General features: G+C 50.5%; 25 protein-coding genes and 1 pseudogene. 13 read left to right on the plus strand and 13 right to left on the minus strand.

Annotated elements, in window-relative coordinates; genetic code table 11:
• From E0D98_RS11705 to rhaB, 6 genes are all read right to left on the minus strand, one after another.
• Positions 1-423, minus strand: a 423-nt coding sequence (locus E0D98_RS11705; protein WP_214018759.1) for a fructose PTS transporter subunit IIB, incomplete at its 3' end; no start/stop codon positions are given.
• A gap of 10 nt (positions 424-433) precedes the next feature.
• Positions 434-880: a PTS fructose transporter subunit IIA gene (locus E0D98_RS11710; RefSeq protein WP_000729597.1), complete on the minus strand. Its 447-nt coding sequence runs from the start codon at positions 878-880 to the stop codon at positions 434-436.
• A gap of 300 nt (positions 881-1,180) precedes the next feature.
• Positions 1,181-1,495 (minus strand): L-rhamnose mutarotase, encoded by a 315-nt coding sequence (gene rhaM / locus E0D98_RS11715; RefSeq protein ID WP_000619503.1) that lies wholly within the window; start codon positions 1,493-1,495, stop codon positions 1,181-1,183.
• 9 nt (positions 1,496-1,504) lie between these two features.
• Complete coding sequence (gene rhaD, locus E0D98_RS11720; protein ID WP_001179723.1) at positions 1,505-2,329, minus strand: rhamnulose-1-phosphate aldolase; 825 nt, start codon at positions 2,327-2,329, stop codon at positions 1,505-1,507.
• A gap of 174 nt (positions 2,330-2,503) precedes the next feature.
• Positions 2,504-3,763 carry an L-rhamnose isomerase gene (rhaA, locus tag E0D98_RS11725; RefSeq protein ID WP_000211512.1) on the minus strand — a complete coding sequence of 420 codons (1,260 nt, stop codon included), beginning with the start codon at positions 3,761-3,763 and terminating at the stop codon, positions 2,504-2,506.
• Complete coding sequence (gene rhaB / locus E0D98_RS11730; RefSeq protein WP_000144043.1) at positions 3,760-5,229, minus strand: rhamnulokinase; 1,470 nt, start codon at positions 5,227-5,229, stop codon at positions 3,760-3,762. The genes rhaA and rhaB overlap by 4 nt, the downstream gene beginning before the upstream one ends.
• Positions 5,230-5,516: 287 nt before the next feature.
• On the opposite strand from rhaB, the gene rhaS reads away from it, so the two are divergent.
• Together rhaS and rhaR are read left to right on the plus strand one after the other, a co-directional pair.
• The gene (gene rhaS / locus E0D98_RS11735; protein WP_000217137.1) at positions 5,517-6,353 is read left to right on the plus strand and encodes an HTH-type transcriptional activator RhaS; all 837 of its coding nucleotides are present in this window, start codon (positions 5,517-5,519) and stop codon (positions 6,351-6,353) included.
• A gap of 73 nt (positions 6,354-6,426) precedes the next feature.
• Positions 6,427-7,275 carry an HTH-type transcriptional activator RhaR gene (rhaR, locus tag E0D98_RS11740; RefSeq protein ID WP_050877230.1) on the plus strand — a complete coding sequence of 283 codons (849 nt, stop codon included), beginning with the start codon at positions 6,427-6,429 and terminating at the stop codon, positions 7,273-7,275.
• On the opposite strand, the gene rhaT is transcribed toward rhaR, so the two are convergent.
• On the minus strand, positions 7,272-8,306 hold the full coding sequence (rhaT, locus tag E0D98_RS11745; RefSeq protein WP_000063504.1) for an L-rhamnose/proton symporter RhaT: 1,035 nt from the start codon (positions 8,304-8,306) through the stop codon (positions 7,272-7,274). The genes rhaR and rhaT overlap by 4 nt on opposite strands.
• A 284-nt stretch (positions 8,307-8,590) precedes the next feature.
• Here rhaT and sodA point away from each other — a divergent pair, with 284 nt between their 5' ends.
• The 3 genes and pseudogenes from sodA (at position 8,591) to yiiM (ending at position 11,276) form a co-directional block, all read left to right on the plus strand.
• The gene (gene sodA, locus E0D98_RS11750) at positions 8,591-9,211 is read left to right on the plus strand and encodes a superoxide dismutase [Mn] (protein ID WP_001297064.1); all 621 of its coding nucleotides are present in this window, start codon (positions 8,591-8,593) and stop codon (positions 9,209-9,211) included.
• Between the two features lie 259 nt (positions 9,212-9,470).
• A pseudogene (gene kdgT / locus E0D98_RS11755) lies at positions 9,471-10,453 on the plus strand (2-keto-3-deoxygluconate transporter).
• 148 nt (positions 10,454-10,601) lie between these two features.
• Positions 10,602-11,276: a 6-hydroxyaminopurine reductase gene (gene yiiM / locus E0D98_RS11760; RefSeq protein WP_001270260.1), complete on the plus strand. Its 675-nt coding sequence runs from the start codon at positions 10,602-10,604 to the stop codon at positions 11,274-11,276.
• Positions 11,277-11,381: 105 nt separating this feature from the next.
• On the opposite strand, the gene cpxA is transcribed toward yiiM, so the two are convergent.
• Both cpxA and cpxR read right to left on the minus strand, forming a co-directional pair.
• Entirely contained in the window at positions 11,382-12,755 is a 1,374-nt protein-coding gene (gene cpxA / locus E0D98_RS11765) for an envelope stress sensor histidine kinase CpxA (RefSeq protein ID WP_000580417.1), read from the minus strand.
• On the minus strand, positions 12,752-13,450 hold the full coding sequence (gene cpxR, locus E0D98_RS11770) for an envelope stress response regulator transcription factor CpxR (protein WP_001033722.1): 699 nt from the start codon (positions 13,448-13,450) through the stop codon (positions 12,752-12,754). Before cpxR ends, cpxA begins: the two co-directional genes overlap by 4 nt.
• A 149-nt stretch (positions 13,451-13,599) precedes the next feature.
• Between cpxR and cpxP the strand changes: the two genes are divergently transcribed.
• On the plus strand, positions 13,600-14,100 hold the full coding sequence (gene cpxP, locus E0D98_RS11775) for a cell-envelope stress modulator CpxP (RefSeq protein WP_001223800.1): 501 nt from the start codon (positions 13,600-13,602) through the stop codon (positions 14,098-14,100).
• 186 nt (positions 14,101-14,286) lie between these two features.
• Here cpxP and E0D98_RS11780 read toward each other — a convergent pair whose 3' ends face one another.
• Both E0D98_RS11780 and E0D98_RS11785 read right to left on the minus strand, forming a co-directional pair.
• Positions 14,287-15,267, minus strand: coding sequence for a tyrosine-type recombinase/integrase (locus E0D98_RS11780; protein ID WP_000985246.1), 981 nt, complete (start codon positions 15,265-15,267; stop codon positions 14,287-14,289).
• A gap of 69 nt (positions 15,268-15,336) precedes the next feature.
• The gene (locus E0D98_RS11785) at positions 15,337-15,630 is read right to left on the minus strand and encodes a helix-turn-helix domain-containing protein (RefSeq protein WP_000777029.1); all 294 of its coding nucleotides are present in this window, start codon (positions 15,628-15,630) and stop codon (positions 15,337-15,339) included.
• Positions 15,631-15,766: 136 nt separating this feature from the next.
• Here E0D98_RS11785 and E0D98_RS11790 point away from each other — a divergent pair, with 136 nt between their 5' ends.
• The 7 genes from E0D98_RS11790 to E0D98_RS11820 all read left to right on the plus strand — a co-directional run bounded on the left by E0D98_RS11790 (position 15,767) and on the right by E0D98_RS11820 (position 20,082).
• Entirely contained in the window at positions 15,767-16,039 is a 273-nt protein-coding gene (locus tag E0D98_RS11790; protein ID WP_001308179.1) for a Cox family DNA-binding protein, read from the plus strand.
• Positions 16,040-16,208: 169 nt separating this feature from the next.
• Positions 16,209-16,709, plus strand: a complete 501-nt coding sequence (locus E0D98_RS11795) for a hypothetical protein (protein ID WP_000217670.1) — start codon at positions 16,209-16,211, stop codon at positions 16,707-16,709.
• A gap of 63 nt (positions 16,710-16,772) precedes the next feature.
• Entirely contained in the window at positions 16,773-16,997 is a 225-nt protein-coding gene (locus E0D98_RS11800) for a DUF2732 family protein (RefSeq protein WP_000557703.1), read from the plus strand.
• On the plus strand, positions 16,997-17,296 hold the full coding sequence (locus tag E0D98_RS11805) for a DUF5405 family protein (RefSeq protein ID WP_001277894.1): 300 nt from the start codon (positions 16,997-16,999) through the stop codon (positions 17,294-17,296). Before E0D98_RS11800 ends, E0D98_RS11805 begins: the two co-directional genes overlap by 1 nt.
• Positions 17,297-17,298: 2 nt before the next feature.
• Positions 17,299-17,523 (plus strand): TraR/DksA C4-type zinc finger protein, encoded by a 225-nt coding sequence (locus E0D98_RS11810; RefSeq protein WP_001113277.1) that lies wholly within the window; start codon positions 17,299-17,301, stop codon positions 17,521-17,523.
• Complete coding sequence (locus E0D98_RS11815) at positions 17,520-17,795, plus strand: DUF5405 family protein (RefSeq protein ID WP_000027673.1); 276 nt, start codon at positions 17,520-17,522, stop codon at positions 17,793-17,795. The genes E0D98_RS11810 and E0D98_RS11815 overlap by 4 nt, the downstream gene beginning before the upstream one ends.
• Positions 17,785-20,082, plus strand: a complete 2,298-nt coding sequence (locus E0D98_RS11820; protein ID WP_050877213.1) for a replication endonuclease — start codon at positions 17,785-17,787, stop codon at positions 20,080-20,082. Before E0D98_RS11815 ends, E0D98_RS11820 begins: the two co-directional genes overlap by 11 nt.
• A 75-nt stretch (positions 20,083-20,157) precedes the next feature.
• On the opposite strand, the gene cdtC is transcribed toward E0D98_RS11820, so the two are convergent.
• Both cdtC and cdtB read right to left on the minus strand, forming a co-directional pair.
• Positions 20,158-20,703 (minus strand): cytolethal distending toxin type V subunit CdtC, encoded by a 546-nt coding sequence (cdtC, locus tag E0D98_RS11825; RefSeq protein ID WP_050877214.1) that lies wholly within the window; start codon positions 20,701-20,703, stop codon positions 20,158-20,160.
• Between the two features lie 14 nt (positions 20,704-20,717).
• A complete protein-coding gene (gene cdtB / locus E0D98_RS11830; protein WP_131890649.1) occupies positions 20,718-21,506 on the minus strand; it encodes a cytolethal distending toxin type III/V nuclease subunit CdtB in 789 nt (262 codons plus the stop codon).
• Position 21,507: the final 1 nt, after the last annotated feature.

Consider the following 21,507-nt stretch of genomic DNA (forward strand, 5'->3'; position numbering starts at 1 on the left):
CGGCAGCGCCGCAGAGACGCCCGCCATCAGGTGGCTCATCACGCTGCCGCTTTGCACTTCCTGTTTGCCAAGCTTCACGCCGCTATCTGCGGCAAAAAGCTGCGAGTTTGTCGGTAATTCGCTGAATATCTGGTCGATATTTTTCAACGCCTGGGAGATGGCAATCTCATAAACTTTCTTCCCGGCAAACCGCGCGCGATCATCACCGCTCAGGCCACGCCCGGTAGCGAGAATGACGTAATCGGCAGCGGCAATCTCTTCGCTGGATAAGCGGTTTTCAACGCCACTGGACCCTTGAGTTTCCACTTTTATGGTATGGCCGAGAGAACGGGCTTTCTGTTCCAGGGCTTCCGCCACCATGTAGGTGTGAGCGATCCCGGCGGGGCAGTTGGTGATCGCGACAATACGTAAGGATGACTCCATCGCCACTTCCTTATGAGCTGAGGGTTTGATTTAACAAGGCAAGCACCTGGTCGGCGTCGCCCTGTTGCAGTTGATGAATAAAATCCTGGTGGATAATTTTGCGACACAGTGTGCCGATGATTTTGACCTGATCCTCTTCGCCGCTTTGCGGCACGCCGAGGCAGATCCAGCAATTGACGTCTTCGCCATCGCTGGCTTTCCAGTCAATAGCCTGCGCTTTGCGGGCGAATAATACGAACGGTTGTTTAACGCAGGCGCTTTTACCGTGCGGCACGGCGACACCGGAACCAAATCCAGTAGAGTGCATTTTTTCGCGCAGCAGCAGGGTTTGCAGGAACTGGTGTGAGTCGGTGATAAAACCGTTTTGTAACGCTATTGTCGCCAACTGCTTCAGAACGGAATAAGCGCCATTGCCCTGAATATTCAGGTCAATACAGCTTGCAGTAAGAGCTGCCATTAATCGGACTCCATAAAATATATTTTAATCAATTGTAATGGTGGAGCGATTAAGTGATGAGAGGCGATATGTCGGTAAACAATGACAATTTGAGACAGAGTGAAAGGTCAGATTTGCGGAGTAATGCACATAATGGTTATTTAAATAAACCACATGAATCATTAATGGGTTATTCATTATTTTTGTGATTTACTCACAATGTATCAGGGAAATATAACTTACCGGGAGATGTAATATGTTTAATTTTTCAAATCGAAATTTAAAATATTGTGCCGGAGGCATCTCCGGCACATTGGGCAATTACGGCAGGTAAAACACTTCTTGCAGCTCGCTACTCACCGGGCTGTTATCCGGGTTAGCGGGCATAACATCGGTCATATATTTCCACCAACGTTGGCAAACATCAGTACTGGCTACCGCATTCCACCGTTCTTCAGATTCAATCTCTACCGTGGCAAACAGCAGATTACGCGCTTTGTCGAGGTAAATGGCGTAGTTATGCGCACCGTGAGATTTCAACACTGCTTCCAGTTCCGGCCAGATGGGGTTATGCCGACGCTGATACTCTTCGTGGGCGTCGGGGTTAACCTGCATGACAAAGGCTTTGCGGATCATGTTTGCTCCTTACAGCGCCAGCGCACTGGCTAGTGGTGTAACGCCGAAGCGCTTGCCGAGCGCTATCAACTCTTCACGGCTGATGGTCTGTTTCATGCCGCCCATCGAATAAACCTTCACTAATACTTGTGCTGATTTTTCTGCGGTGTCGATTAAACCGAATGTTTCATCCAGCGTCGGCCCGCTGCCGAAGACGCCGTGGAAGGACCACAACACCAGCGAATGTTTTTGCATCTCTTGTGCGGTCGCTTGGCCGATTTCGTCCGTGCCGGGCACCATCCACGGCAAAATGCCAACGCCATCCGGGAACACTACCAGACACTCGGTGCTGCCTTCCCACAGTTGGCGAGTAAAGACCGCGGTGTCGTTTTCCAGTACATAGGTGAGGGCGATCAGGTTGGTGGCGTGGCAGTGCATGATCACCCGATCTTTACCGTTGGTGGCTTTAATGCGCTCGCAGTGGGAAAGGAAGTGAGCCGGAAGTTCGGAAGTGGGAACGGCTTCGTTGGTTAACCCCCAGAGAATATGGTAGCCCGCGCCGTCGCTGTCGACTTTTACGACGCCTAAGTTAGCTGCAGGATCAAGCTGGACGTTACGGAAGAATTTGCCGGAGCCGGTGACAATAAACGGCGTATTTGCCAGTAAAGGCATGGGCTGGCTGAGCGGAATATAGCGCGGTTGTGGGTGGAAGTTGTCGTGATAAAGCGCGATATCGGCGTCATCCAGGCGCAGCGTCAGGTTGCCGCCGTTGCGCTCGTCCCAGCCTTTCAGCCAGGCATCGGTGGTGGCTTTGATCATTCCCTGGACAAACCAGGACTGGGTAATGTTTTGCATGTTCTGTGTTCCTGTAAATTCGGTGTTGTCAGATGCACGACCCGTAGGCCGGATAAGGCGCTCGTGCCGCATCCGGCAATCAATGCTTGATGCGACGCTGTCGCGTCTTATCAGGCCTACAACTGTTGCCGACCTGTAGGCCGGATAAGGCGCTCGCGCCGCATCCGGCAGTGTTTACCCACGCTGGCTCAAAATCGCTTTCTCATAAGCCCGCACGCTCTCCAGCCATTCGCTACCTGCTGGCGTATCGTGACGTTGGCAATACATTTCCCAGACCGCCTGCCACGGCAACGATTTCTGCTCTTCCAGCAGTGCCAGACGCGCAGTGTAATCGCCCGCCGCTTCCAGCTTGCGCAGCTCAGCGGTAGGTTCCAGCAACGCACGCAGCAGGGCTTTTTTCATATTGCGTGTACCAATGACCCACGCGGCAATGCGGTTGATAGAGGCATCGAAGAAGTCAAGGCCGATATGCACCCGGTCAAACAGATCGTGACGCACAATCTCACTGGCAATTGCCTGGGTTTCATCATCCAGCAGCACTACGTGATCGCTGTCCCAGCGAACCGGACGACTGACGTGCAGCAGCAACTGCGGCACATACAGCATGGCGGCGGAAATCTTGTCGGAAATCACTTCAGTCGGGTGGAAGTGCCCGGCGTCCAGGCACAGCGCCGTCTGGCGGCTGGTGGCATACCCCAGGTAAAACTCATTGGAGCCAACCGTGTAGCTCTCCGCGCCAATGCCAAACAATTTGCTCTCAACGGCGTCGATATGGTGCGCAGGGTTTAGCTTCTCGCTGATCACCTCATCCAGTGCTGCCAGCAGACGCTGACGCGGGGCGAGACGGTCAACGGTGATATCTTTCATACCATCCGGGATCCAGATGTTCATCACCGATGGTGTGCCGAGTTGCTCGCCAAAATAGGCCGAAACGCGACGGCTGGCTTTGCAGTGATCAATCCAGAACTGGCGAATGCTGTCGTCGGCATGGGAAAGCGTAAAGCCATCGGCGCTTAGCGGATGCGAAAAACAGGAGGGGTTAAAATCCAGACCGAGCTGATTGGCTTTCGCCCATTCAACCCAGTTTTTGAAGTGCTCAGGTTTGATCTGGTCGCGCGAGACTGGCGTGTCTGATTCCAGATAGATGGCATGTAAATTAAGCCGTTTCGGCCCCGGAATCAGCCGCATAGCCTGTTCCAGATCGGTACGTAGCTCACTGGCATTACGCGCTTTGCCCGGATAATTACCAGTAGCTTGAATCCCACCGGTCAGCGAACCTTCCGGGTTTTCAAAACCGGAAACATCATCGCCCTGCCAGCAGTGCATTGAAACGGGTAAACGATCAAGTTGGCGCAGCGCCTCCTCGACATCAATCCCCACCGCCGCGAAACGCTGTTTCGCCAGCTCCCAGGCCTGTTCCAGTTGAGTGGTCATGCGCAAAGCTCCTTTGTCTGTCGTGTAGAGTGAATCTGCGCCACATAGTGGGCAATTTCACTGTCAGGATTAGGGGTAAAGGTGGTCAGATTCGCGGTGGTGCTGACGACCTGACGGAAATTATCCACATTGTTGAGTTCATCCAGCGTCATTAACTGGATGCCGATATTGCCGAGCGTTGAGGCTTCAACAGGCCCGGCGATCACCCGAATACCGCAGGCATCGGCGCATAGCTGGTTGAGCAGCGTGTTCTGGCAGCCGCCGCCGACAATATGCAGTTGCGAGAAATCTTCACCGCGCAGCTGCGCCAGCTCATGCAACACATCGGCATACAGCAGCGCCAGACTGTCGAAAATACAGCGCGCCAGTTCAGCATCACTTTCCGGGATCGGTTGCGCCGTTTCCCGACACGCAGCCTGAATTTCGCTGCACATCGCCTCAGGATTAATAAAGCGATCGTCATTGGGATTGATGATGAAGCGGCAGGCCGGAAGTGCCTGTGTCGCGGCGATAAGCGCCGGGAGATCGTTGATTTGCCGTTCCTGAAGCACTCGCTGAAGCAGCCATAAGCCCATAATATTTTTCAGCACCCGATAGCGACCTTCCGCCCCGCCTTCATTGGTGATGTTGGCTGCCAGCGCCGTGTCATTGGTAAATGGCGTCTGGCTTTCGAAGCCCATCAATGACCAGGTGCCAGAAGAGAGATAAGCGGCGCGTGAACCGTTTAACGGCGAGGCGATAACCGCGCTGGCGGTATCATGGCTGGCAACGGCGACCACCGGAATCTCATTACCCTGCGGGCAAATCCAGTGCCCAATGACATTACCCGGATGCGTCGGGCGACCAAACCAGGCTTTGTTGGCCCCGCTCCACGCCAGTAGCGACTCGTCCCAGTCGTCGCTATTGATATTGACCAGTTGTGTGGTGGTGGCATTGGTGTACTCCCAGTTCATCTTGCCGGTCAGGCGATAACTGAAGTAATCCGGCATCAGCAGAGCGTGAGCAATGTGTGGAATAAGTTCAGGTTGTTGCTCCGTCAGCGCACGCAACTGATAAAGCGTATTGAAGGGCAGAAACTGGATGCCGCTACGTTGATAAATATCGCGTTTGCCGAGTTGTTGCTGTGCCTGCGCCATTAGGCCATTGGTGCGGCTATCGCGATAAGCAACGGGCAGGCCCACACGCTGACCCTGTTGGTCGAGCAGCACAAAGTCCACGCCCCAGGTATCAATCCCAATGCTATCGATACGAATCCCTTCCTCACACACTTTGTTTAAGCCAAGGCGAATGGCACTTTCCAGGCTATCCACATCCCAGGTGACATAACCGTTCTGGCTATGCAGCCCATTTTTAAAACGATGGATTTCGCGCAGCGTCAGGCTGCGGCATTCACGCTCGTAACGCGCCAGCATCACGCGCCCACTGGATGCGCCGAGATCGACGGCGACACAATTGCGAAAGGTCATAATGTGATCCTGCTGAATTTCATTACGACCAGTCTAAAAAGCGCCTGAATTCGTGACCTTCTCGTTACTGACAGGAAAATGGGCCATTGGCAACCAGGGAAAGATGAACGTGATGATGTTCACAATTTGCTTCATTGTGGTGATGTGATGCTCACCGCATTTCCTGAAAATTCACGCTGTATCTTGAAAAATCGACGTTTTTTACGTGGTTTTCCGTCGAAAATTTAAGGTAAGAACCTGACCTCGTGATTACTATTTCGCCGTGTTGACGACATCAGGAGGCCAGTATGACCGTATTACATAGTGTGGATTTTTTTCCGTCTGGTAACGCGTCCGTGGCGATAGAACCCCGGCTCCCGCAGGCGGATTTTCCTGAACATCATCATGATTTTCATGAAATTGTGATTGTCGAACATGGCACGGGTATTCATGTGTTTAATGGGCAGCCCTATACCATCACCGGTGGCACGGTCTGTTTCGTACGCGATCATGATCGGCATCTGTATGAACATACCGATAATCTGTGTCTGACCAATGTGCTGTATCGCTCGCCGGATCGATTTCAGTTTCTCGCCGGGCTGAATCAGTTGCTGCCACAAGAGCTGGATGGGCAGTATCCGTCTCACTGGCGCGTTAACCACAGCGTATTGCAGCAGGTGCGACAGCTGGTTGCACAGATGGAACAGCAGGAAGGGGAAAATGATTTACCCTCGACCGCCAGTCGCGAGATCTTGTTTATGCAATTACTGCTCTTGCTGCGTAAAAGCAGTTTGCAGGAGAACCTGGAAAACAGCGCATCACGTCTCAACTTGCTTCTGGCCTGGCTGGAGGACCATTTTGCCGATGAGGTGAATTGGGATGCCGTGGCGGATCAATTTTCTCTTTCACTGCGTACGCTACATCGGCAGCTTAAGCAGCAAACGGGACTGACGCCTCAGCGATACCTGAACCGCCTGCGACTGATGAAAGCCCGACATCTGCTACGCCACAGCGAGGCCAGCGTTACTGACATCGCCTATCGCTGTGGATTCAGCGACAGTAACCACTTTTCGACGCTTTTTCGCCGAGAGTTTAACTGGTCACCGCGTGATATTCGTCAGGGACGGGATGGTTTTCTGCAATAACGCGAATCTTCTCAACGTATTTGTACGCCATATTGCGAATAATCAACTTCGTTCTCTGGCCGAGGTAGCCACGGTGGCGCATCAGTTAAAACTTCTCAAAGATGATTTTTTTGCCAGCGACCAGCAGGCAGTCGCTGTGGCTGACCGTTATCCGCAAGATGTCTTTGCTGAACATACACATGATTTTTGTGAGCTGGTGATTGTCTGGCGCGGTAATGGCCTGCATGTACTCAACGATCGCCCTTATCGCATTACCCGTGGCGATCTCTTTTACATTCATGCTGACGATAAACACTCCTACGCTTCCGTTAACGATCTGGTTTTGCAGAATATTATTTATTGCCCGGAGCGTCTGAAGCTGAATCTTGACTGGCAGGGGGCGATTCCGGGATTTAGCGCCAGCGCAGGGCAACCACACTGGCGCTTAGGTAGCGTGGGGATGGCGCAGGCGCGGCAGGTTATCGGTCAGCTTGAGCATGAAAGTAGTCAGCATGTGCCGTTTGCTAACGAAATGGCTGAGTTGCTGTTCGGGCAGTTGGTGATGTTGCTGAATCGCCATCGTTACACCAGTGATTCGTTGCCGCCAACATCCAGCGAAACGTTGCTGGATAAGCTGATTACCCGGCTGGCGGCTAGCCTGAAAAGTCCCTTTGCGCTGGATAAATTTTGTGATGAGGCATCGTGCAGTGAGCGCGTTTTGCGTCAGCAATTTCGCCAGCAGACTGGAATGACCATCAATCAATATCTGCGACAGGTCAGAGTGTGTCATGCGCAATATCTTCTCCAGCATAGCCGCCTGTTAATCAGTGATATTTCGACCGAATGTGGCTTTGAAGATAGTAACTATTTTTCGGTGGTGTTTACCCGGGAAACCGGGATGACGCCCAGCCAGTGGCGTCATCCCAATTCGCAGAAAGATTAATTCGCCATGCCGATGCCGACGATGTTAGCGGCGACAATAATCACCACACAACCGAGGCTCAACACCGTTACCGGACGGCGTCCTGCATTGTTCCACTCTTTCAGCACCAGCCCGACGATACCGCCGCACAATACATAGAAGCTCATATGCAGCATCCAACTGATGTAGTCATATTGCGCCGGAATGCGGGCGTGGCCCCAGGCATAGAAAAAGAATTGCAGATACCACATCAACCCGCCCAGTGCTGAGAGTAACACATTGTGAGTGATCAGCGGTTTTGCCAGCGAGAAGTCGGCTTTTAGCGACAAATCCTTCACTTTTGCCAGACGAATAAAACAGAAACCGAGGTTGATGATCGCGCCGCCGCCCATGATGATGACATAGCTTGGCAGAGCGACATACAGTGGATCGACGCCTAGTGCGGCAGCGGCTTCATGCATCGGTTTTGCGGCGTTCATCGCAAAGGACATCCCGGCAGAGAAAATGCCGCACATCACCGCCAGCACCAGCCCTTTTTTCAGATTGAACTCTTCGGCTTTAATGCCCATCTTGCGCTCTTTCAACTGCCCGGCTCGAGTTACAATCCCTACGCCAATCAGCGCCACCAGAACGCCGAGCAACGTCATGCGTCCGCCTTCGGTGTTAATCAGCACATCGAAATTGCCGTTGATAATTGGCGTCATCAGCGTACCGACAATCAACGTAATGCCAATGGCGATGCCAATTCCCATCGACATGCCGAGATAACGCATGGTCAGGCCATAGTTGATATTACCGATCCCCCACATAGCGCCGAACAGAAAAACAGGCAGCAGCGTAGAGAGACTAAACGAGCTGTAATACGCCCAGAAATTCGGTAGTAACAGGGCGCTGATGGCCCACGGCAGAATAATCCACGAAACAATCCCACCGACTGACCACATGGTTTCCCATGACCATTTTTTTACTTTTTTGAACGGAGCGTAAAAACAGGCTGCACTGGCCGCGCCGATCAAATGCCAAAATATCCCCATCGTAATCGCGTTACTCATCTTCTTATCCTCATCATTTTTCGTCGCTTCACATCTCCGACGAGATGAGTGTAAAAATCGTGCTGTCGATTAACCTTTCGCCTGTTGCCGCCGTTGTCGATTTACTGGCAATCACGGCATTAAGTGGGTGATTTGCTTCACATCTCGGGCATTTTCCTGCAAAACCATACCCTTACGAAAAGTACGGCATTGATAATCATTTTCAATATCATTTAATTAACTATAATGAACCAACTGCTTACGCGGCATTAACAATCGGCCGCCCGACAATACTGGAGATGAATATGAGCTATACCCTGCCATCCCTGCCGTATGCTTACGATGCCCTGGAACCGCACTTCGATAAGCAGACCATGGAAATCCACCACACCAAACACCATCAGACCTACGTAAACAACGCCAACGCGGCGCTGGAAAGCCTGCCAGAATTTGCCAACCTGCCGGTTGAAGAGCTGATCACCAAACTGGACCAGCTGCCAGCAGACAAGAAAACCGTACTGCGCAACAACGCTGGCGGTCACGCTAACCACAGCCTGTTCTGGAAAGGTCTGAAAAAAGGCACCACCCTGCAGGGTGACCTGAAAGCGGCTATCGAACGTGACTTCGGCTCCGTTGATAACTTCAAAGCAGAATTTGAAAAAGCGGCAGCTTCCCGCTTTGGTTCCGGCTGGGCATGGCTGGTGCTGAAAGGCGATAAACTGGCGGTGGTTTCTACTGCTAACCAGGATTCTCCGCTGATGGGTGAAGCTATTTCTGGCGCTTCCGGCTTCCCGATTCTGGGCCTGGATGTGTGGGAACATGCTTACTACCTGAAATTCCAGAACCGCCGTCCGGACTACATTAAAGAGTTCTGGAACGTGGTGAACTGGGACGAAGCAGCGGCACGTTTTGCGGCGAAAAAATAATCATTTGCCGCCTGCTGCAATGAGGCGTATAGGCCGCATATCAGCTTAAAAAATGAACCATCGCCAACGGCGGTGGTTTTTTTGTGATCAATTTCAAAATAAAAACAATGATCCGATAAAAATAAAACAGTGTTTCAATTGATGTGGTTTTGATCGCTTTTATTGATTAAATGAATGTCTATCTTCGTTTCCATCAACACTGATGCTCCATTGAGGAATGACGCATCAGCCCTTAAAAATATGCCGACAGGTGATGGAAATGCAGATAAAACGCTCGATTGAGAAAATCCCGGGGGGGATGATGCTCGTCCCGCTATTCCTTGGCGCACTGTGCCACACCTTCTCGCCGGGGGCGGGGAAATATTTTGGATCATTCACCAACGGGATGATTACCGGTACGGTGCCCATTCTGGCGGTGTGGTTTTTTTGCATGGGGGCGTCAATAAAATTAAGCGCGACGGGAACGGTATTGCGTAAATCCGGTACGCTGGTGGTAACAAAAATTGCCGTCGCGTGGGTGGTTGCGGCAATTGCCTCGCGCATTATTCCGGAACATGGTGTTGAAGTTGGATTCTTTGCCGGACTTTCAACGCTGGCGCTGGTGGCGGCGATGGATATGACCAATGGCGGACTTTACGCTTCCATCATGCAGCAGTACGGCACAAAAGAAGAAGCTGGGGCATTGTGTTGATGTCGTTGGAGTCCGGGCCGCTCATGACGATGATTATTCTGGGCACTGCAGGGATTGCCTCGTTTGAACCGCATGTTTTCGTCGGCGCAGTATTACCGTTCCTGGTGGGCTTTGCCCTGGGGAACCTTGACCCTGAATTACGAGAATTTTTCAGCAAAGCGGTGCAAACGCTGATTCCATTCTTTGCCTTCGCGCTGGGCAATACCATTGATTTGACTGTGATTGCCCAGACTGGTTTGCTGGGGATCCTGTTGGGTGTAGCAGTAATTATCGTGACCGGTATTCCGTTGATTATCGCCGATAAATTGATTGGCGGTGGCGATGGCACTGCCGGAATTGCCGCTTCCAGTTCCGCAGGGGCCGCGGTAGCGACACCTGTGCTGATTGCAGAAATGGTGCCTGCGTTTAAACCGATGGCTCCGGCAGCAACTTCGCTGGTAGCGACGGCGGTCATTGTGACTTCGATTCTGGTGCCAATTCTTACCTCTATCTGGTCACGTAAAGTCAAAGCCAGAGCAGCGAAAATCGAAATTTTAGGTACGGTGAAATAAACCTGCTTCCTTAATCCCCACAGCCGGATGAACTAACGTTCGTCCGGTTTGCTATTGAGTTCCTGCCTGGATACTTACCGCGAAAACAGCACGCCTGACATAAAATAAATATGGTCTAATGGGGAAATTTCTCGTGGAGAGGGAACAGATGCGATATCCGGTTGATGTATACACAGGCAAGATTCAGGCTTATCCCGAAGGCAAACCCAGCGCAATTGCCAAAATCCAGGTTGATGGTGAGTTGATGCTGACGGAGCTGGGGCTGGAAGGTGACGAGCAGGCGGAGAAAAAGGTTCACGGCGGACCAGACAGAGCGCTGTGTCATTATCCTCGTGAGCATTATCTCTACTGGGCGCGGGAATTTCCGGAACAGGCGGAGTTGTTTGTTGCGCCTGCGTTTGGCGAAAATCTCTCAACCGACGGTCTCACGGAAAGTAATGTTTATATGGGCGATATTTTCCGCTGGGGAGAGGCATTAATTCAGGTCAGCCAGCCGCGCTCGCCTTGCTATAAACTCAATTACCATTTTGATATCAGCGATATAGCGCAGTTGATGCAAAACACAGGTAAGGTGGGGTGGTTGTATAGCGTGATAGCGCCAGGGAAAGTGTCTGCGGACGCGCCGCTGGAGTTGGTTTCCCGTGTCAGCGATGTGACCGTGCAGGAGGCTGCCGCCATCGCATGGCATATGCCGTTTGATGACGATCAATATCACCGTTTACTCTCCGCCGCCGGGTTATCGAAAAGCTGGACGCGGACGATGCAAAAGCGCCGACTGAGCGGCAAGATCGAAGATTTTTCCCGCCGGTTGTGGGGAAAATAACCCCCGGAGTGTAGGCCTGATAAGACGCTATCAGCGTCGCATCAGGCATCCTGCTCAAATGCCGGATGCGGCGTAAACGCCTTATCCTGCCTACAAATGCGGAGTTTAACTCCGCTTATACAGCGGCAACCAAATCACCAGCCGTAAACCGCCCAGCGGGCTGTCTTCTGCCTTCACCCAGCCACGATGCTGCTGAATGGCGGTTTCAACAATCGCCAGCCCCAATCCTGTACCGCCAGATTCACGATCGCGTGCTTCATCGGTCCGATAGAACGGACGGAAAATCTGTTCGCGATCTTCCGGGCTAACGCCAGGACCATCGTCGTCCACCGTAATGGTGATACCGTCTTTATCTACCGCAAAGCCCACTTCAATCTTCGTATGGGAATAACGCAGAGCATTACGAACAATGTTTTCCAGCGCACTTTCCAGTGCGTTCGGATTGCCGTACAGCGGCCACGGCCCAGGCGGGAAGTTAACCGTCAACGACTTGCCCATCTGCTCGGCTTCGAACGCCGCGTTATCCAGCACTTCACTCCACAACTGGTTGGCTTTGATGGTTTCGCTAACCAGCGCGTTTTTTTGCTGATTACGGGACATCACCAACAGATCGTTGATCATGCTGTCCAGACGTTGCGCTTCGGTTTCAATACGCTCCAGTTCCTTGCTTTCACCACTACGACGGCGCAGTAACGCCGTACCCAGTTGCAGACGCGTCAGCGGGGTGCGCAGCTCGTGAGAGATATCAGAAAGCAGACGCTGCTGAGAGGTCATCATGCGCTCCAGCGCGGTGACCATCTGGTTAAAACTGGCACCTGCGGCAAGGAATTCCTGTGGCCCCGCTTCCAGTTCCGGGTGCTGGCGTAAGTTTCCCTGGGCAACTTCATCGGCAGCGTTTTTCAGCTTACGCGCCGGTTTTGCCAGACTCCAGGCCAACCACAACAGCAGCGGCGTACTGACCAACATGGTGACAATCAGCAGTAATAGCGGGCGGTCAAACAGTAAGTTAATGAAATCGGATTGAGAACTGCTGGCCGGACGAATCAGATAAAGTTGGTAATTATCTTCGCCATCACGCACGGAGAACGGACCGACCAGTTCCACGCGGCCATACTTTTTCTTCTGCGGATGATCGGCGTTATCGGCCTGACCAATAAAGTTACGAATGATCTGCATTTCGCTGCGTTCAGCGCCGATCACGCGGCCTTCGGTGGTCACCAATAACAAACGCTGTCCTGGCGGTGCCCACTTATCAATCGCCCGGAACAGACGCCGCCACCACATTAAATCGTTGGGCGGATCGTTCGCCAGCTCCGCTTCGACATGCTGCTCAATCATCAGCCCCTGACGCTGTTCGCTATCCAGAAGCTCGGTCATCTGGCGTGAATCGAGCTTGGGTAACATCAAAACCAACATCAACACCAGCGCCAGCGTCAGCCAGAAGATGGCGAAGATGCGCGCGGTTAAGCTGCCTATCATGAAGCAGAAACCATCAGATAGCCGCGACCACGCAAGGTTTTAAACCACGGGTGACCATCTTTACGATCCGGCAGTTTACGACGCAGGTTGGAAATGTGCATATCGATAGCGCGGTCGAAAGGCGTCAGGCGTTTGCCCAGCACTTCCTGGCTTAAATGTTCACGGGAAACCACCTGACCCAGATGCTGTGCCAGCAAATAGAGCAGGGTAAACTCAGTGCCGGTTAACTCCAGCGTTTGTCCGTCGAAGCTGGCTTCCTGACGGCCTGGATTCAGCACTAAGGCATCAACTTCCAGTGTCGGTGAACCGTTGTCGTTGTTTTGCTGTTGCTCGCTCCAGTGCGAACGGCGCAGGATCGCGCGAATACGTGCCACCAGCTCACGATCATTAAACGGTTTCGGGAGATAGTCATCTGCGCCCAGCTCAAGGCCGAGAACGCGATCAAGTTCACTGCCGCGCGCCGTCAACATAATGACAGGCGTCTGGTGTGTCTGGCGAAGTGCTTTTAATGTGTCGATACCATTTTTCTTCGGCATCATTACGTCAAGCAAAAGTAAATCAATGCTGTCGTCCAGAAGATCAAGCGCCTGTTCCCCATCGTGGGCAACAATCACGTTGAAGCCTTCCATCTCGAGCAGCTCCTTTAATAGGGAAGTCAGCTCTCGGTCATCATCAACTAACAGGATTTTATTCATTGTTTAAATACCTCCGAGGCAGAAATTACGTCATCAGACGTCGCTAATCCATGACTTTACGTTGTTTTACACCCCCTGACGCATGTTTGCAGCCTGAATCGTAAACTCTCTATCGTTGAATCGCGACAGAAAGATTTTGGGAGCAAATGATGCGCATAGTTACCGCTGCCGTCATGGCCTCAACGCTGGCAGTCAGTTCATTAAGCCACGCTGCTGAAGTCGGTTCAGGCGATAACTGGCATCCGGGTGAAGAACTTACGCAGCGCAGTACGCAGAGCCATATGTTCGACGGCATAAGTTTAACCGAACATCAGCGTCAGCAGATGCGAGATCTTATGCAACAGGCCCGGCACGAACAGCCTCCTGTTAATGTTAGCGAACTGGAGACAATGCATCGCCTTGTCACCGCAGAAAATTTTGATGAAAACGCTGTGCGCGCACAGGCAGAAAAAATGGCGAATGAGCAAATTGCTCGTCAGGTTGAGATGGCAAAAGTCCGCAACCAAATGTATCGCCTGTTAACGCCGGAGCAGCAAGCGGTTTTAAACGAGAAACATCAACAACGAATGGAGCAGTTGCGTGACGTGACGCAATGGCAAAAAAGTTCATCGTTGAAGCTATTGAGTAGTAGCAACTCACGTTCCCAGTAGTAAACCCTGTTTTCCTTGCCATAGACACCATCCCTGTCTTCCCCCACATGATGTGGGGTTTTTTTTTATCAATTACTTACATGCAATCAAAAGTAAAAACAGGTACTTATCGAAAGCTGTAAGGGTTTGGAGCTGTTTCAAAATTTCTTGAGTGTGGACACTATGTGGACACTCAGAGGGGGAAATTTATAACGTCACTCCGCCTTTTAGTGGATTCAGAGCGACGGCATTTTGCAGATAGTCAGGCGCAAGGTGCGCATAGGCCATCGTCTGCTGAATGCTCGCATGTCCCAGAATCTGTTGCAGTGCGATTATATTGCCCCCATTCATCATGAAATGGCTTGCGAATGTATGCCGCAGGATGTGGGTTGCCTGATTGGGTGGTATATCAGGTTTCACTCTGCGTAAAATCCCGCAAAATTTCTCATAATCAACTTTGAATAATTTGGCGCTGGCCTCCTCTTTAACTTTTTTCTCCAGTTCCTCAGAAATCGGCACAGTTCGCTTTTTACCGTTTTTGGTTTTCAGGAAGGTAACCCTGCAATTTGTAATCTGTGCTGGTTTTAGCGTGGCAACTTCCGTCCATCTTCCTCCAGTGCTCAGACATAAAAGCGCGACAAGTAAGTCATCACCAGCCAAAACATTTAACAGTTTTTCGATTTCTGCTTTTTCCAGGAACGTCATTTCAGGGTTGGCCTCCGCCAGTGGCGGCAGTCCGTGAATTGGGTGTTGCCCGGAAAATTCATCCAATTGAATTAATTTTGTGAACATGCCGGATAATCGGTACATGTCACGGTTTATCGTTGCGGCACTGATACCATCACGTAGTCGCATGGAACGATAATCCATCAAAGCCCTTTTGCTCATCCTGCTCACTGGTATATCACCTATGCCGCTGATGGTTTTGAGTAGATGATTAAACTCTTTTGTTCCATGCTCGTGGTTTTGCCCGTGATATTTCCACCAGATGTCCAGCAACTCACTCAGAGTCCGGCGGTCTGCTCGCTGGCCTCCCCATTCTTTCTGACTGGCATTGGCGATTGTGTATCGCTCAAATGCTAGTGCTTCAGCTTTTCTTTCGAATTTCCTGCGGATGCGTTTTCCGTCGCGACCGCGAGGTCTAATGTCCACTTCATAGCGACCATCATCGAGCTTCTTAATTGCCATAAGAAAGCCCTCCGGCGCTGTATTCACCATCTTGGTAGCAAATGGTGAAAATGTAATCTTTATATAGAGTTAGCCAATCCTTTTCGCGGAGTGGTTGGACTCTGTTGACTCTGGCCCAATGTGCGCGAGAGCCGGTGCGATTTGTCCTGCGTCCGGCGCGGTTTTATCTGTCATAAGCCATAGAGCATATTTTTGGAATGTGGGATGCATAGTGATTTTTAGCAAAGCTGTGCCACCGGGTTCAAAGTTTCCTCCTTCATATTTTTTAAGTGTGCTTAGCGGTAACTCTATGATTTCACAGAATTTTGATTGGCTTAGCCCTTCAGCCTCACGCAAGGCCTTAATCTTTTCGCTTAATTTCATTTGACATGGTGCCTATATAGGGACTAAATTACCTCAAAACTGGAACCTATATAGGTTCCATTGATTTGAGAATAAACCAGCGTCTAAACGGTTTTGAGTGGTTTAGAAAGGGCTGGATCCTATGAGGGTACCATATATGGACGCTGAAAATTATGTGATTCAGTATCCGCTTGATGCGGTTCATGTGGATAAATTTGCTGATTTATTAGGGAAGCCAAAGACAGCCGTCAGTGAAATGGTGAAGGCAAATAAATTACCAATTATTGAATTGCGTGATCCTTGCAAACCGAAGGCTCGTGCCGGTGAAAAATGGGTTTTCATTCCTGAGTTTAATCGCGCTGTACGTGAGGCGTTTTATAACCGACCGGTTGAACAGCGTGATGCATGGCTTTTGTGGATGGGGTTGTGATTATGAATGAGCCGCGTTGTATTGCTCAGTTATTGCGTAACGAAAGCCCCAGGGCGATTGACTTCACCATCACCCACGGTAAGGGGCGTAAGGGAATCATTATCCGCACCAAAAAACAGAGTCCGTTAAAAAAGGCTCTGACCTTTCTGAAAAGCCGGAGGGTATGGAAATGACAGTGATGACGCTCAATCTCGTTGAAAAACAGCCAGCAGCTATGCGCCGGATAATTGGTAAGCATCTTGCCGTTCCTCGCTGGCAGGATACATGTGATTATTATAATCAGATGATGGAGCGCGAACGGCTAACAGTTTGCTTTCATGCGCAGTTAAAACAGCGTCACGCAACGATGCGTTTTGAAGAAATGAACGACGTCGAACGTGAACGACTGGTATGTGCAATTGATGAATTGCGTGGGGCATTCTCAAAACGCCGTCAGGTTGGCGCAAGTGAGTATGCATATATTAGTTTTTTAACAGTCAGTCAGCGTCGTACTTTATTTATGCATGCCGGATTGACTGAAAAAGAATTCAACCAGCCATACTGGCGAATTAATGAAGAATCATGTTACTGGCGTGATGCTTTATTCCGTGCATTACGTGAATTATTCAGCCTGTTTGAGTATGCACCGACAATTCTGACGTCGGTAAAACCAGAGCAATATCTGCATTAAGTAATTAACCAGAGTTTTTAACGCACTTAATCGTGCGGGGCTTCTTTTTGCCTGGAGAAAGTCATGCATACAGTTTCTGAAAATCAGTGCGGTAAATACGCATTACTGCTGCAACAGGCCAGAACCGAAGCACAGGCCGACGCTGCGACGCGCTTTTCTTCTCATCTTGACGCCATGATTCGCCACATAACAAAGGCGGAGTTATCCCGCGTGGAGATAGTCGAGCTGCTCAGTCAGGAGTCGGAAAAATTTCACAATATCGGATTGTCTCGCGGGGAGGTGCTTTGATGTCCTGTTCTCATTCAGTTGTATTACTGAATAACGCCTTAAAAATCGCCGTTATGGAAAATGGTGATTTGTCTCTTATTCAACTTGGTCTTGATAAAGAAAAACGCGACATAACTGAATCTGTTATCGCGATTTATCAGAATGAATTAAACCTCCTGTCTGATGTGGTCAATTTACTTGTTAAACGCGCTGTATTCCACAAGCAAATTTCCTCCGTGGATGAACTGACAAAATTAACGACAGAACTTGCCAGTTATTGCGCTGATGTATCCAGGAAACTTAACGATAAAAGGAGCTGATAATGCCGGACAACGTAGATTTTATTCAGGAACAACAGACTGAATTACTGGAGCGCCAGATTAACGCGGCAAGGGTAAAACATTGCGGTGCTTCTGCGCTGGTTTGCGAAGAGTGTGACGCGCCAATACCTGCTGCCCGTCGTGCGGCTTATCCGTCAGCCACGCGTTGTGTTTCCTGTCAGTCAGTCTTTGAAGCAAAAAACAAACATTACCGGAGAACGGCATGAGTATTCGTATTGAAATTGGCGAACGTTATGTCGTTACCAGTGACAGCTTTCAGTTTATTCTCCACGAGAAAAAGAGAGCGGAAAGCGGTAAAAACGCCGGTCAGGAATGGCTGTCGGTGGTTGGTTATTACCCGAAATTAAGCCAGCTCGTTTCCGGCCTGATGCATCACGATATTCTGACCGGAAGCGCAAAGTCTTTTGCTGATTTAAACGTGCAGGTTGAGCAACTCAGCAAGCGTTGTTCAGAGGCTTTTGGCTCATATGGCCGTTAAAGCCTCCGGGCGTTTTGTCCCTCCGTCAGCATTTGCCGCAGGCACCGGTAAGGCGTTTACCGGTGCTTATGCATGGAACGCGCCACGCGAGGCTGTCGGGCGCGAAAGACCCCTTACACGTGACGAGATGCGTCAGGTGCAAGGTGTTTTATCCACGATTAACCGCCTGCCTTACTTTTTGCGCTCGCTGTTTACTTCACGCTATGACTACATCCGGCGCAATAAAAGCCCGGTGCACGGGTTTTATTTTCTCACATCCACTTTTCAGCGTCGTTTATGGCCGCGCATTGAGCGTGTGAATCAGCGCCATGAAATGAACACCGACGCGTCGTTGCTGTTTCTGGCAGAGCGTGACCATTATGCGCGTCTGCCGGGGATGAATGACAAGGAGCTGAAAAAGTTTGCCGCCCGTATCTCATCGCAGCTTTTCATGATGTATGAGGAACTCTGCGATGCCTGGGTGGATGCGCATGGCGAAAAAGAATCGCTGTTTACGGATGAGGCGCAGGCTCACCTCTATGGTCATGTTGCTGGTGCTGCACGTGCTTTCAATATTTCCCCTCTCTACTGGAAAAAATACCGTAAAGGGCAGATGACCACGAGGCAGGCATATTCTGCCATTGCCCGTCTGTTTAACGATGAGTGGTGGACCCATCAGCTTAAAGGCCAGCGTATGCGCTGGCATGAGGCGTTACTGATTGCTGTCGGGGAGGTCAATAAAGACCGTTCTCCTTATGCCAGTAAACATGCCATTCGTGATGTGCGTGCACGCCGCCAGGCAAATCTGGAATTTCTTAAATCGTGTGATCTCGAAAACAGGGAAACCGGCGAGCGCATCGACCTTATCAGTAAGGTGATGGGCAGTATTTCTAATCCTGAAATTCGCCGGATGGAGCTGATGAACACCATTGCCGGTATTGAGCGTTACGCCGCAGCAGAGGGTGATGTGGGGATGTTTATCACGCTGACCGCGCCGTCAAAGTATCACCCGACACGTCAGGTCGGAAAAGGCGAAAGTAAAACCGTCCAGCTTAATCACGGCTGGAATGATGAGGCATTTAATCCAAAGGATGCGCAGCGATATCTCTGCCGTATCTGGAGCCTGATGCGCACGGCATTCAAGGATAATGATTTACAGGTCTACGGTTTGCGTGTCGTCGAGCCACACCACGACGGAACGCCGCACTGGCATATGATGCTTTTTTGTAATCCACGCCAGCGTAACCAGATTATCGAAATCATGCGTCGCTACGCGCTCAAAGAGGATGGAGACGAAAGAGGAGCTGCGCGAAACCGTTTTCAGGCAATACACCTTAACCGGGGCGGTGCTGCGGGATATATCGCGAAATACATCTCAAAAAACATCGACGGCTATGCACTGGATGGTCAGCTCGATAACGATACCGGCAGGCCGCTGAAAGACACTGCCGCGGCTGTTACCGCATGGGCGTCAACGTGGCGCATTCCGCAATTTAAAACGGTTGGCCTGCCGACAATGGGGGCTTACCGTGAACTACGCAAATTGCCTCGCGGCGTCAGCATTGCTGATGAGTTTGACGAGCGCGTCGAGGCTGCACGCGCCGCCGCAGACAGTGGTGATTTTGCGTTGTATATCAGCGCGCAGGGTGGGGCAAATGTTCCGCGAGATTGTCAGACTGTCAGAGTCGCCCGTAGCCCGTCGGATGACGTTAACGAGTACGAGGAAGAGGTCGAGAGAGTGGTCGGCATTTACGCACCGCATCTCGGCGCGCGTCATATTCATATCACCAGAACCACGGACTGGCGCATTGTGCCGAAAGTGCCGGTCGTTGAGCCTTTGACTTTAAAAAGCGGCATCGCCGCGCCTCGGAGTCCTGTCAATAACTGTGGAAAGGTCACCGGTGGTGATACTTCGTTACCGGCTCCCACACCCTCTGAGCACGCCGCAGCAGTGCTTAATCTGGTTGATGACGGTGTTATCGAATGGAATGAGCCGGAGGTCGTGAAGGCGCTCAGGGGCGCATTAAAACACGGGCTGAGAACGCCAAATCGTCAGCAAAGAAACGGAAGCCCGTTAAAACCGCATGAAATTGCACCATCGGCCAGACTGACCCGGTCTGAACGATTGCAAATCACCCGTATCCGCGTTGACCTTGCTCAGAACGGTATCAGGCCGCAGCGATGGGAGCTTGAGGCGCTGGCGCGTGGAGCAACCGTAAATTATGACGGGAAAAAATTCACGTATCCAATCATTGATGAGTGGCCGGGGTTCATAACCAAGTGTGAGTTGGAACATAAGATAAAGTAGGGGGAAGCTATTAACTTTACCCCATTATGGTCATGCTCTGTTATATGCCCGACTAAATGCCGGGCAATGATGGGATTAAATAATAGGCGATTCAGTATTTAATGGATTCAACATCCACAAATGGCTCTGTGGTACAACTTCAAATGGTTTTTTGAAGTCAGCAATGCATTTCCCCGTTTCAAAACTTAACCCGCTATTTTTACTATCTAAGAAACATAATCCAGACAGAACACTTTTGATTTGTACCGCACCTGTTGTTGAAGGTATGAGAGAAAACAGAGTTTTCTTATCTGTCGGATTACACGTCATTTTTAGCAGATTTTTTCCATCAGGAGTCCCTAAACATTGGTCTGTATTTGGGGTTCGAATCATTATCCACCCGCTTTGATCGGTAACAAGAGCTTCAGCTGGTGTTTTTACTGGTACAACTTCCCATCCAGTGATTTCTCTACCATGCAGATCTAGTCTGTTATGGAGCATCAGGCCACTTTGGAGATTGCGGAATGTGAATAGAGAGTTATTTTCTTTTCCTAACTCATCTATCTGATTATTGACTGCTTCCTGTGATGAGGTGCATCCGGCTATTAGCAACATAGTTACAATAATTATTAATCTCTTCATTATGATAGCCTCTTTTATCGTCTGGAAACGCCGACAGGGTAATGGTCTGAAGACATCTGAGTCCTTCTGGCTCCGTATACAATTCCTGCTTGTAGCGGAAATGGTCTAAAGGCCACAGCGTTTCCTGCTACTGCATAATCTAATGTTCGTTGACTCGTTTGTGTCGGTGCAGCAGGGAAAATAATTTCTGATGCATTTCTTACAGGAACTGTAAGGTTCACCTCTAAATCATCAGGTTCGCGATTAAAATCACCAAGAATCATCCAGTTAATGGCCTGGTGGACTGGGTCTCGGCTGTCACGAAAGAAGCTGTAGACTTCTTCAACAAGAGCGGGAGCGTCATTGTTTCGCGTAGCTATCGCATGTGCAGTGAAAAATGCATCATTGCCAATCCGTATGCCAAGCAATGGCCGCCCACCTTGCCTTACCGGGCGAAGAACAAACACTTCATCGGCCTGCCGATTGCTAACCAGAGCAAGATTGACCCTTCCACCAAAGGCATCAACAGCAGAAAAATATATATATACTTGCTGTGGTCTGCTATTTGTAGACAAGTTCCAGATAAGCTCCCGGACAGGAATGCCTGGGGAAGGAATAACTCTACCTGTATCTACAGCCGTTGATGGCGGAGAACCTGCCTCCTGCACAGCTAAAATATCTACGGCATTTTCACCAGAAATTAATTGTCGGACATTGATATTCCATTTACTTTCAGTAGTGGCGGATGCGCCCTGAAGGTTCCAGGTCGCAACGCGAAAATCAGTTAAATCCGCCTGAGCGTAAAACGATAAAAATACTATCAGA

It is taken from the genome of Escherichia sp. KCJ4928 (genome assembly GCF_004352695.1).
In the GTDB taxonomy this organism is placed as follows: domain Bacteria; phylum Pseudomonadota; class Gammaproteobacteria; order Enterobacterales; family Enterobacteriaceae; genus ECMA0423.

Excerpts from the sequence above, each read along its gene's own strand:
- rhaM (WP_000619503.1), bottom strand. The coding sequence starts at position 1,495 with ATGATCCGCAAAGCCTTTGTCATGCAGGTTAACCCCGACGCCCACGAA.
- E0D98_RS11815 (WP_000027673.1), top strand. The coding sequence starts at position 17,520 with ATGAGTATTCGTATTGAAATTGGCGAACGTTATGTCGTTACCAGTGAC.
- E0D98_RS11800 (WP_000557703.1), top strand. The coding sequence starts at position 16,773 with ATGCATACAGTTTCTGAAAATCAGTGCGGTAAATACGCATTACTGCTG.
- E0D98_RS11810 (WP_001113277.1), top strand. The coding sequence starts at position 17,299 with ATGCCGGACAACGTAGATTTTATTCAGGAACAACAGACTGAATTACTG.
- E0D98_RS11780 (WP_000985246.1), bottom strand. The coding sequence starts at position 15,267 with ATGGCAATTAAGAAGCTCGATGATGGTCGCTATGAAGTGGACATTAGA.
- rhaS (WP_000217137.1), top strand. The coding sequence starts at position 5,517 with ATGACCGTATTACATAGTGTGGATTTTTTTCCGTCTGGTAACGCGTCC.
- cpxA (WP_000580417.1), bottom strand. The coding sequence starts at position 12,755 with ATGATAGGCAGCTTAACCGCGCGCATCTTCGCCATCTTCTGGCTGACG.
- cpxP (WP_001223800.1), top strand. The coding sequence starts at position 13,600 with ATGCGCATAGTTACCGCTGCCGTCATGGCCTCAACGCTGGCAGTCAGT.
- rhaD (WP_001179723.1), bottom strand. The coding sequence starts at position 2,329 with ATGCAAAACATTACCCAGTCCTGGTTTGTCCAGGGAATGATCAAAGCC.
- E0D98_RS11805 (WP_001277894.1), top strand. The coding sequence starts at position 16,997 with ATGTCCTGTTCTCATTCAGTTGTATTACTGAATAACGCCTTAAAAATC.
- E0D98_RS11795 (WP_000217670.1), top strand. The coding sequence starts at position 16,209 with ATGACAGTGATGACGCTCAATCTCGTTGAAAAACAGCCAGCAGCTATG.
- sodA (WP_001297064.1), top strand. The coding sequence starts at position 8,591 with ATGAGCTATACCCTGCCATCCCTGCCGTATGCTTACGATGCCCTGGAA.
- E0D98_RS11710 (WP_000729597.1), bottom strand. The coding sequence starts at position 880 with ATGGCAGCTCTTACTGCAAGCTGTATTGACCTGAATATTCAGGGCAAT.
- E0D98_RS11785 (WP_000777029.1), bottom strand. The coding sequence starts at position 15,630 with ATGAAATTAAGCGAAAAGATTAAGGCCTTGCGTGAGGCTGAAGGGCTA.
- yiiM (WP_001270260.1), top strand. The coding sequence starts at position 10,602 with ATGCGATATCCGGTTGATGTATACACAGGCAAGATTCAGGCTTATCCC.
- cdtC (WP_050877214.1), bottom strand. The coding sequence starts at position 20,703 with ATGAAGAGATTAATAATTATTGTAACTATGTTGCTAATAGCCGGATGC.
- rhaT (WP_000063504.1), bottom strand. The coding sequence starts at position 8,306 with ATGAGTAACGCGATTACGATGGGGATATTTTGGCATTTGATCGGCGCG.
- E0D98_RS11820 (WP_050877213.1), top strand. The coding sequence starts at position 17,785 with ATGGCCGTTAAAGCCTCCGGGCGTTTTGTCCCTCCGTCAGCATTTGCC.
- rhaA (WP_000211512.1), bottom strand. The coding sequence starts at position 3,763 with ATGACCACTCAACTGGAACAGGCCTGGGAGCTGGCGAAACAGCGTTTC.
- cpxR (WP_001033722.1), bottom strand. The coding sequence starts at position 13,450 with ATGAATAAAATCCTGTTAGTTGATGATGACCGAGAGCTGACTTCCCTA.
- rhaB (WP_000144043.1), bottom strand. The coding sequence starts at position 5,229 with ATGACCTTTCGCAATTGTGTCGCCGTCGATCTCGGCGCATCCAGTGGG.
- E0D98_RS11790 (WP_001308179.1), top strand. The coding sequence starts at position 15,767 with ATGGACGCTGAAAATTATGTGATTCAGTATCCGCTTGATGCGGTTCAT.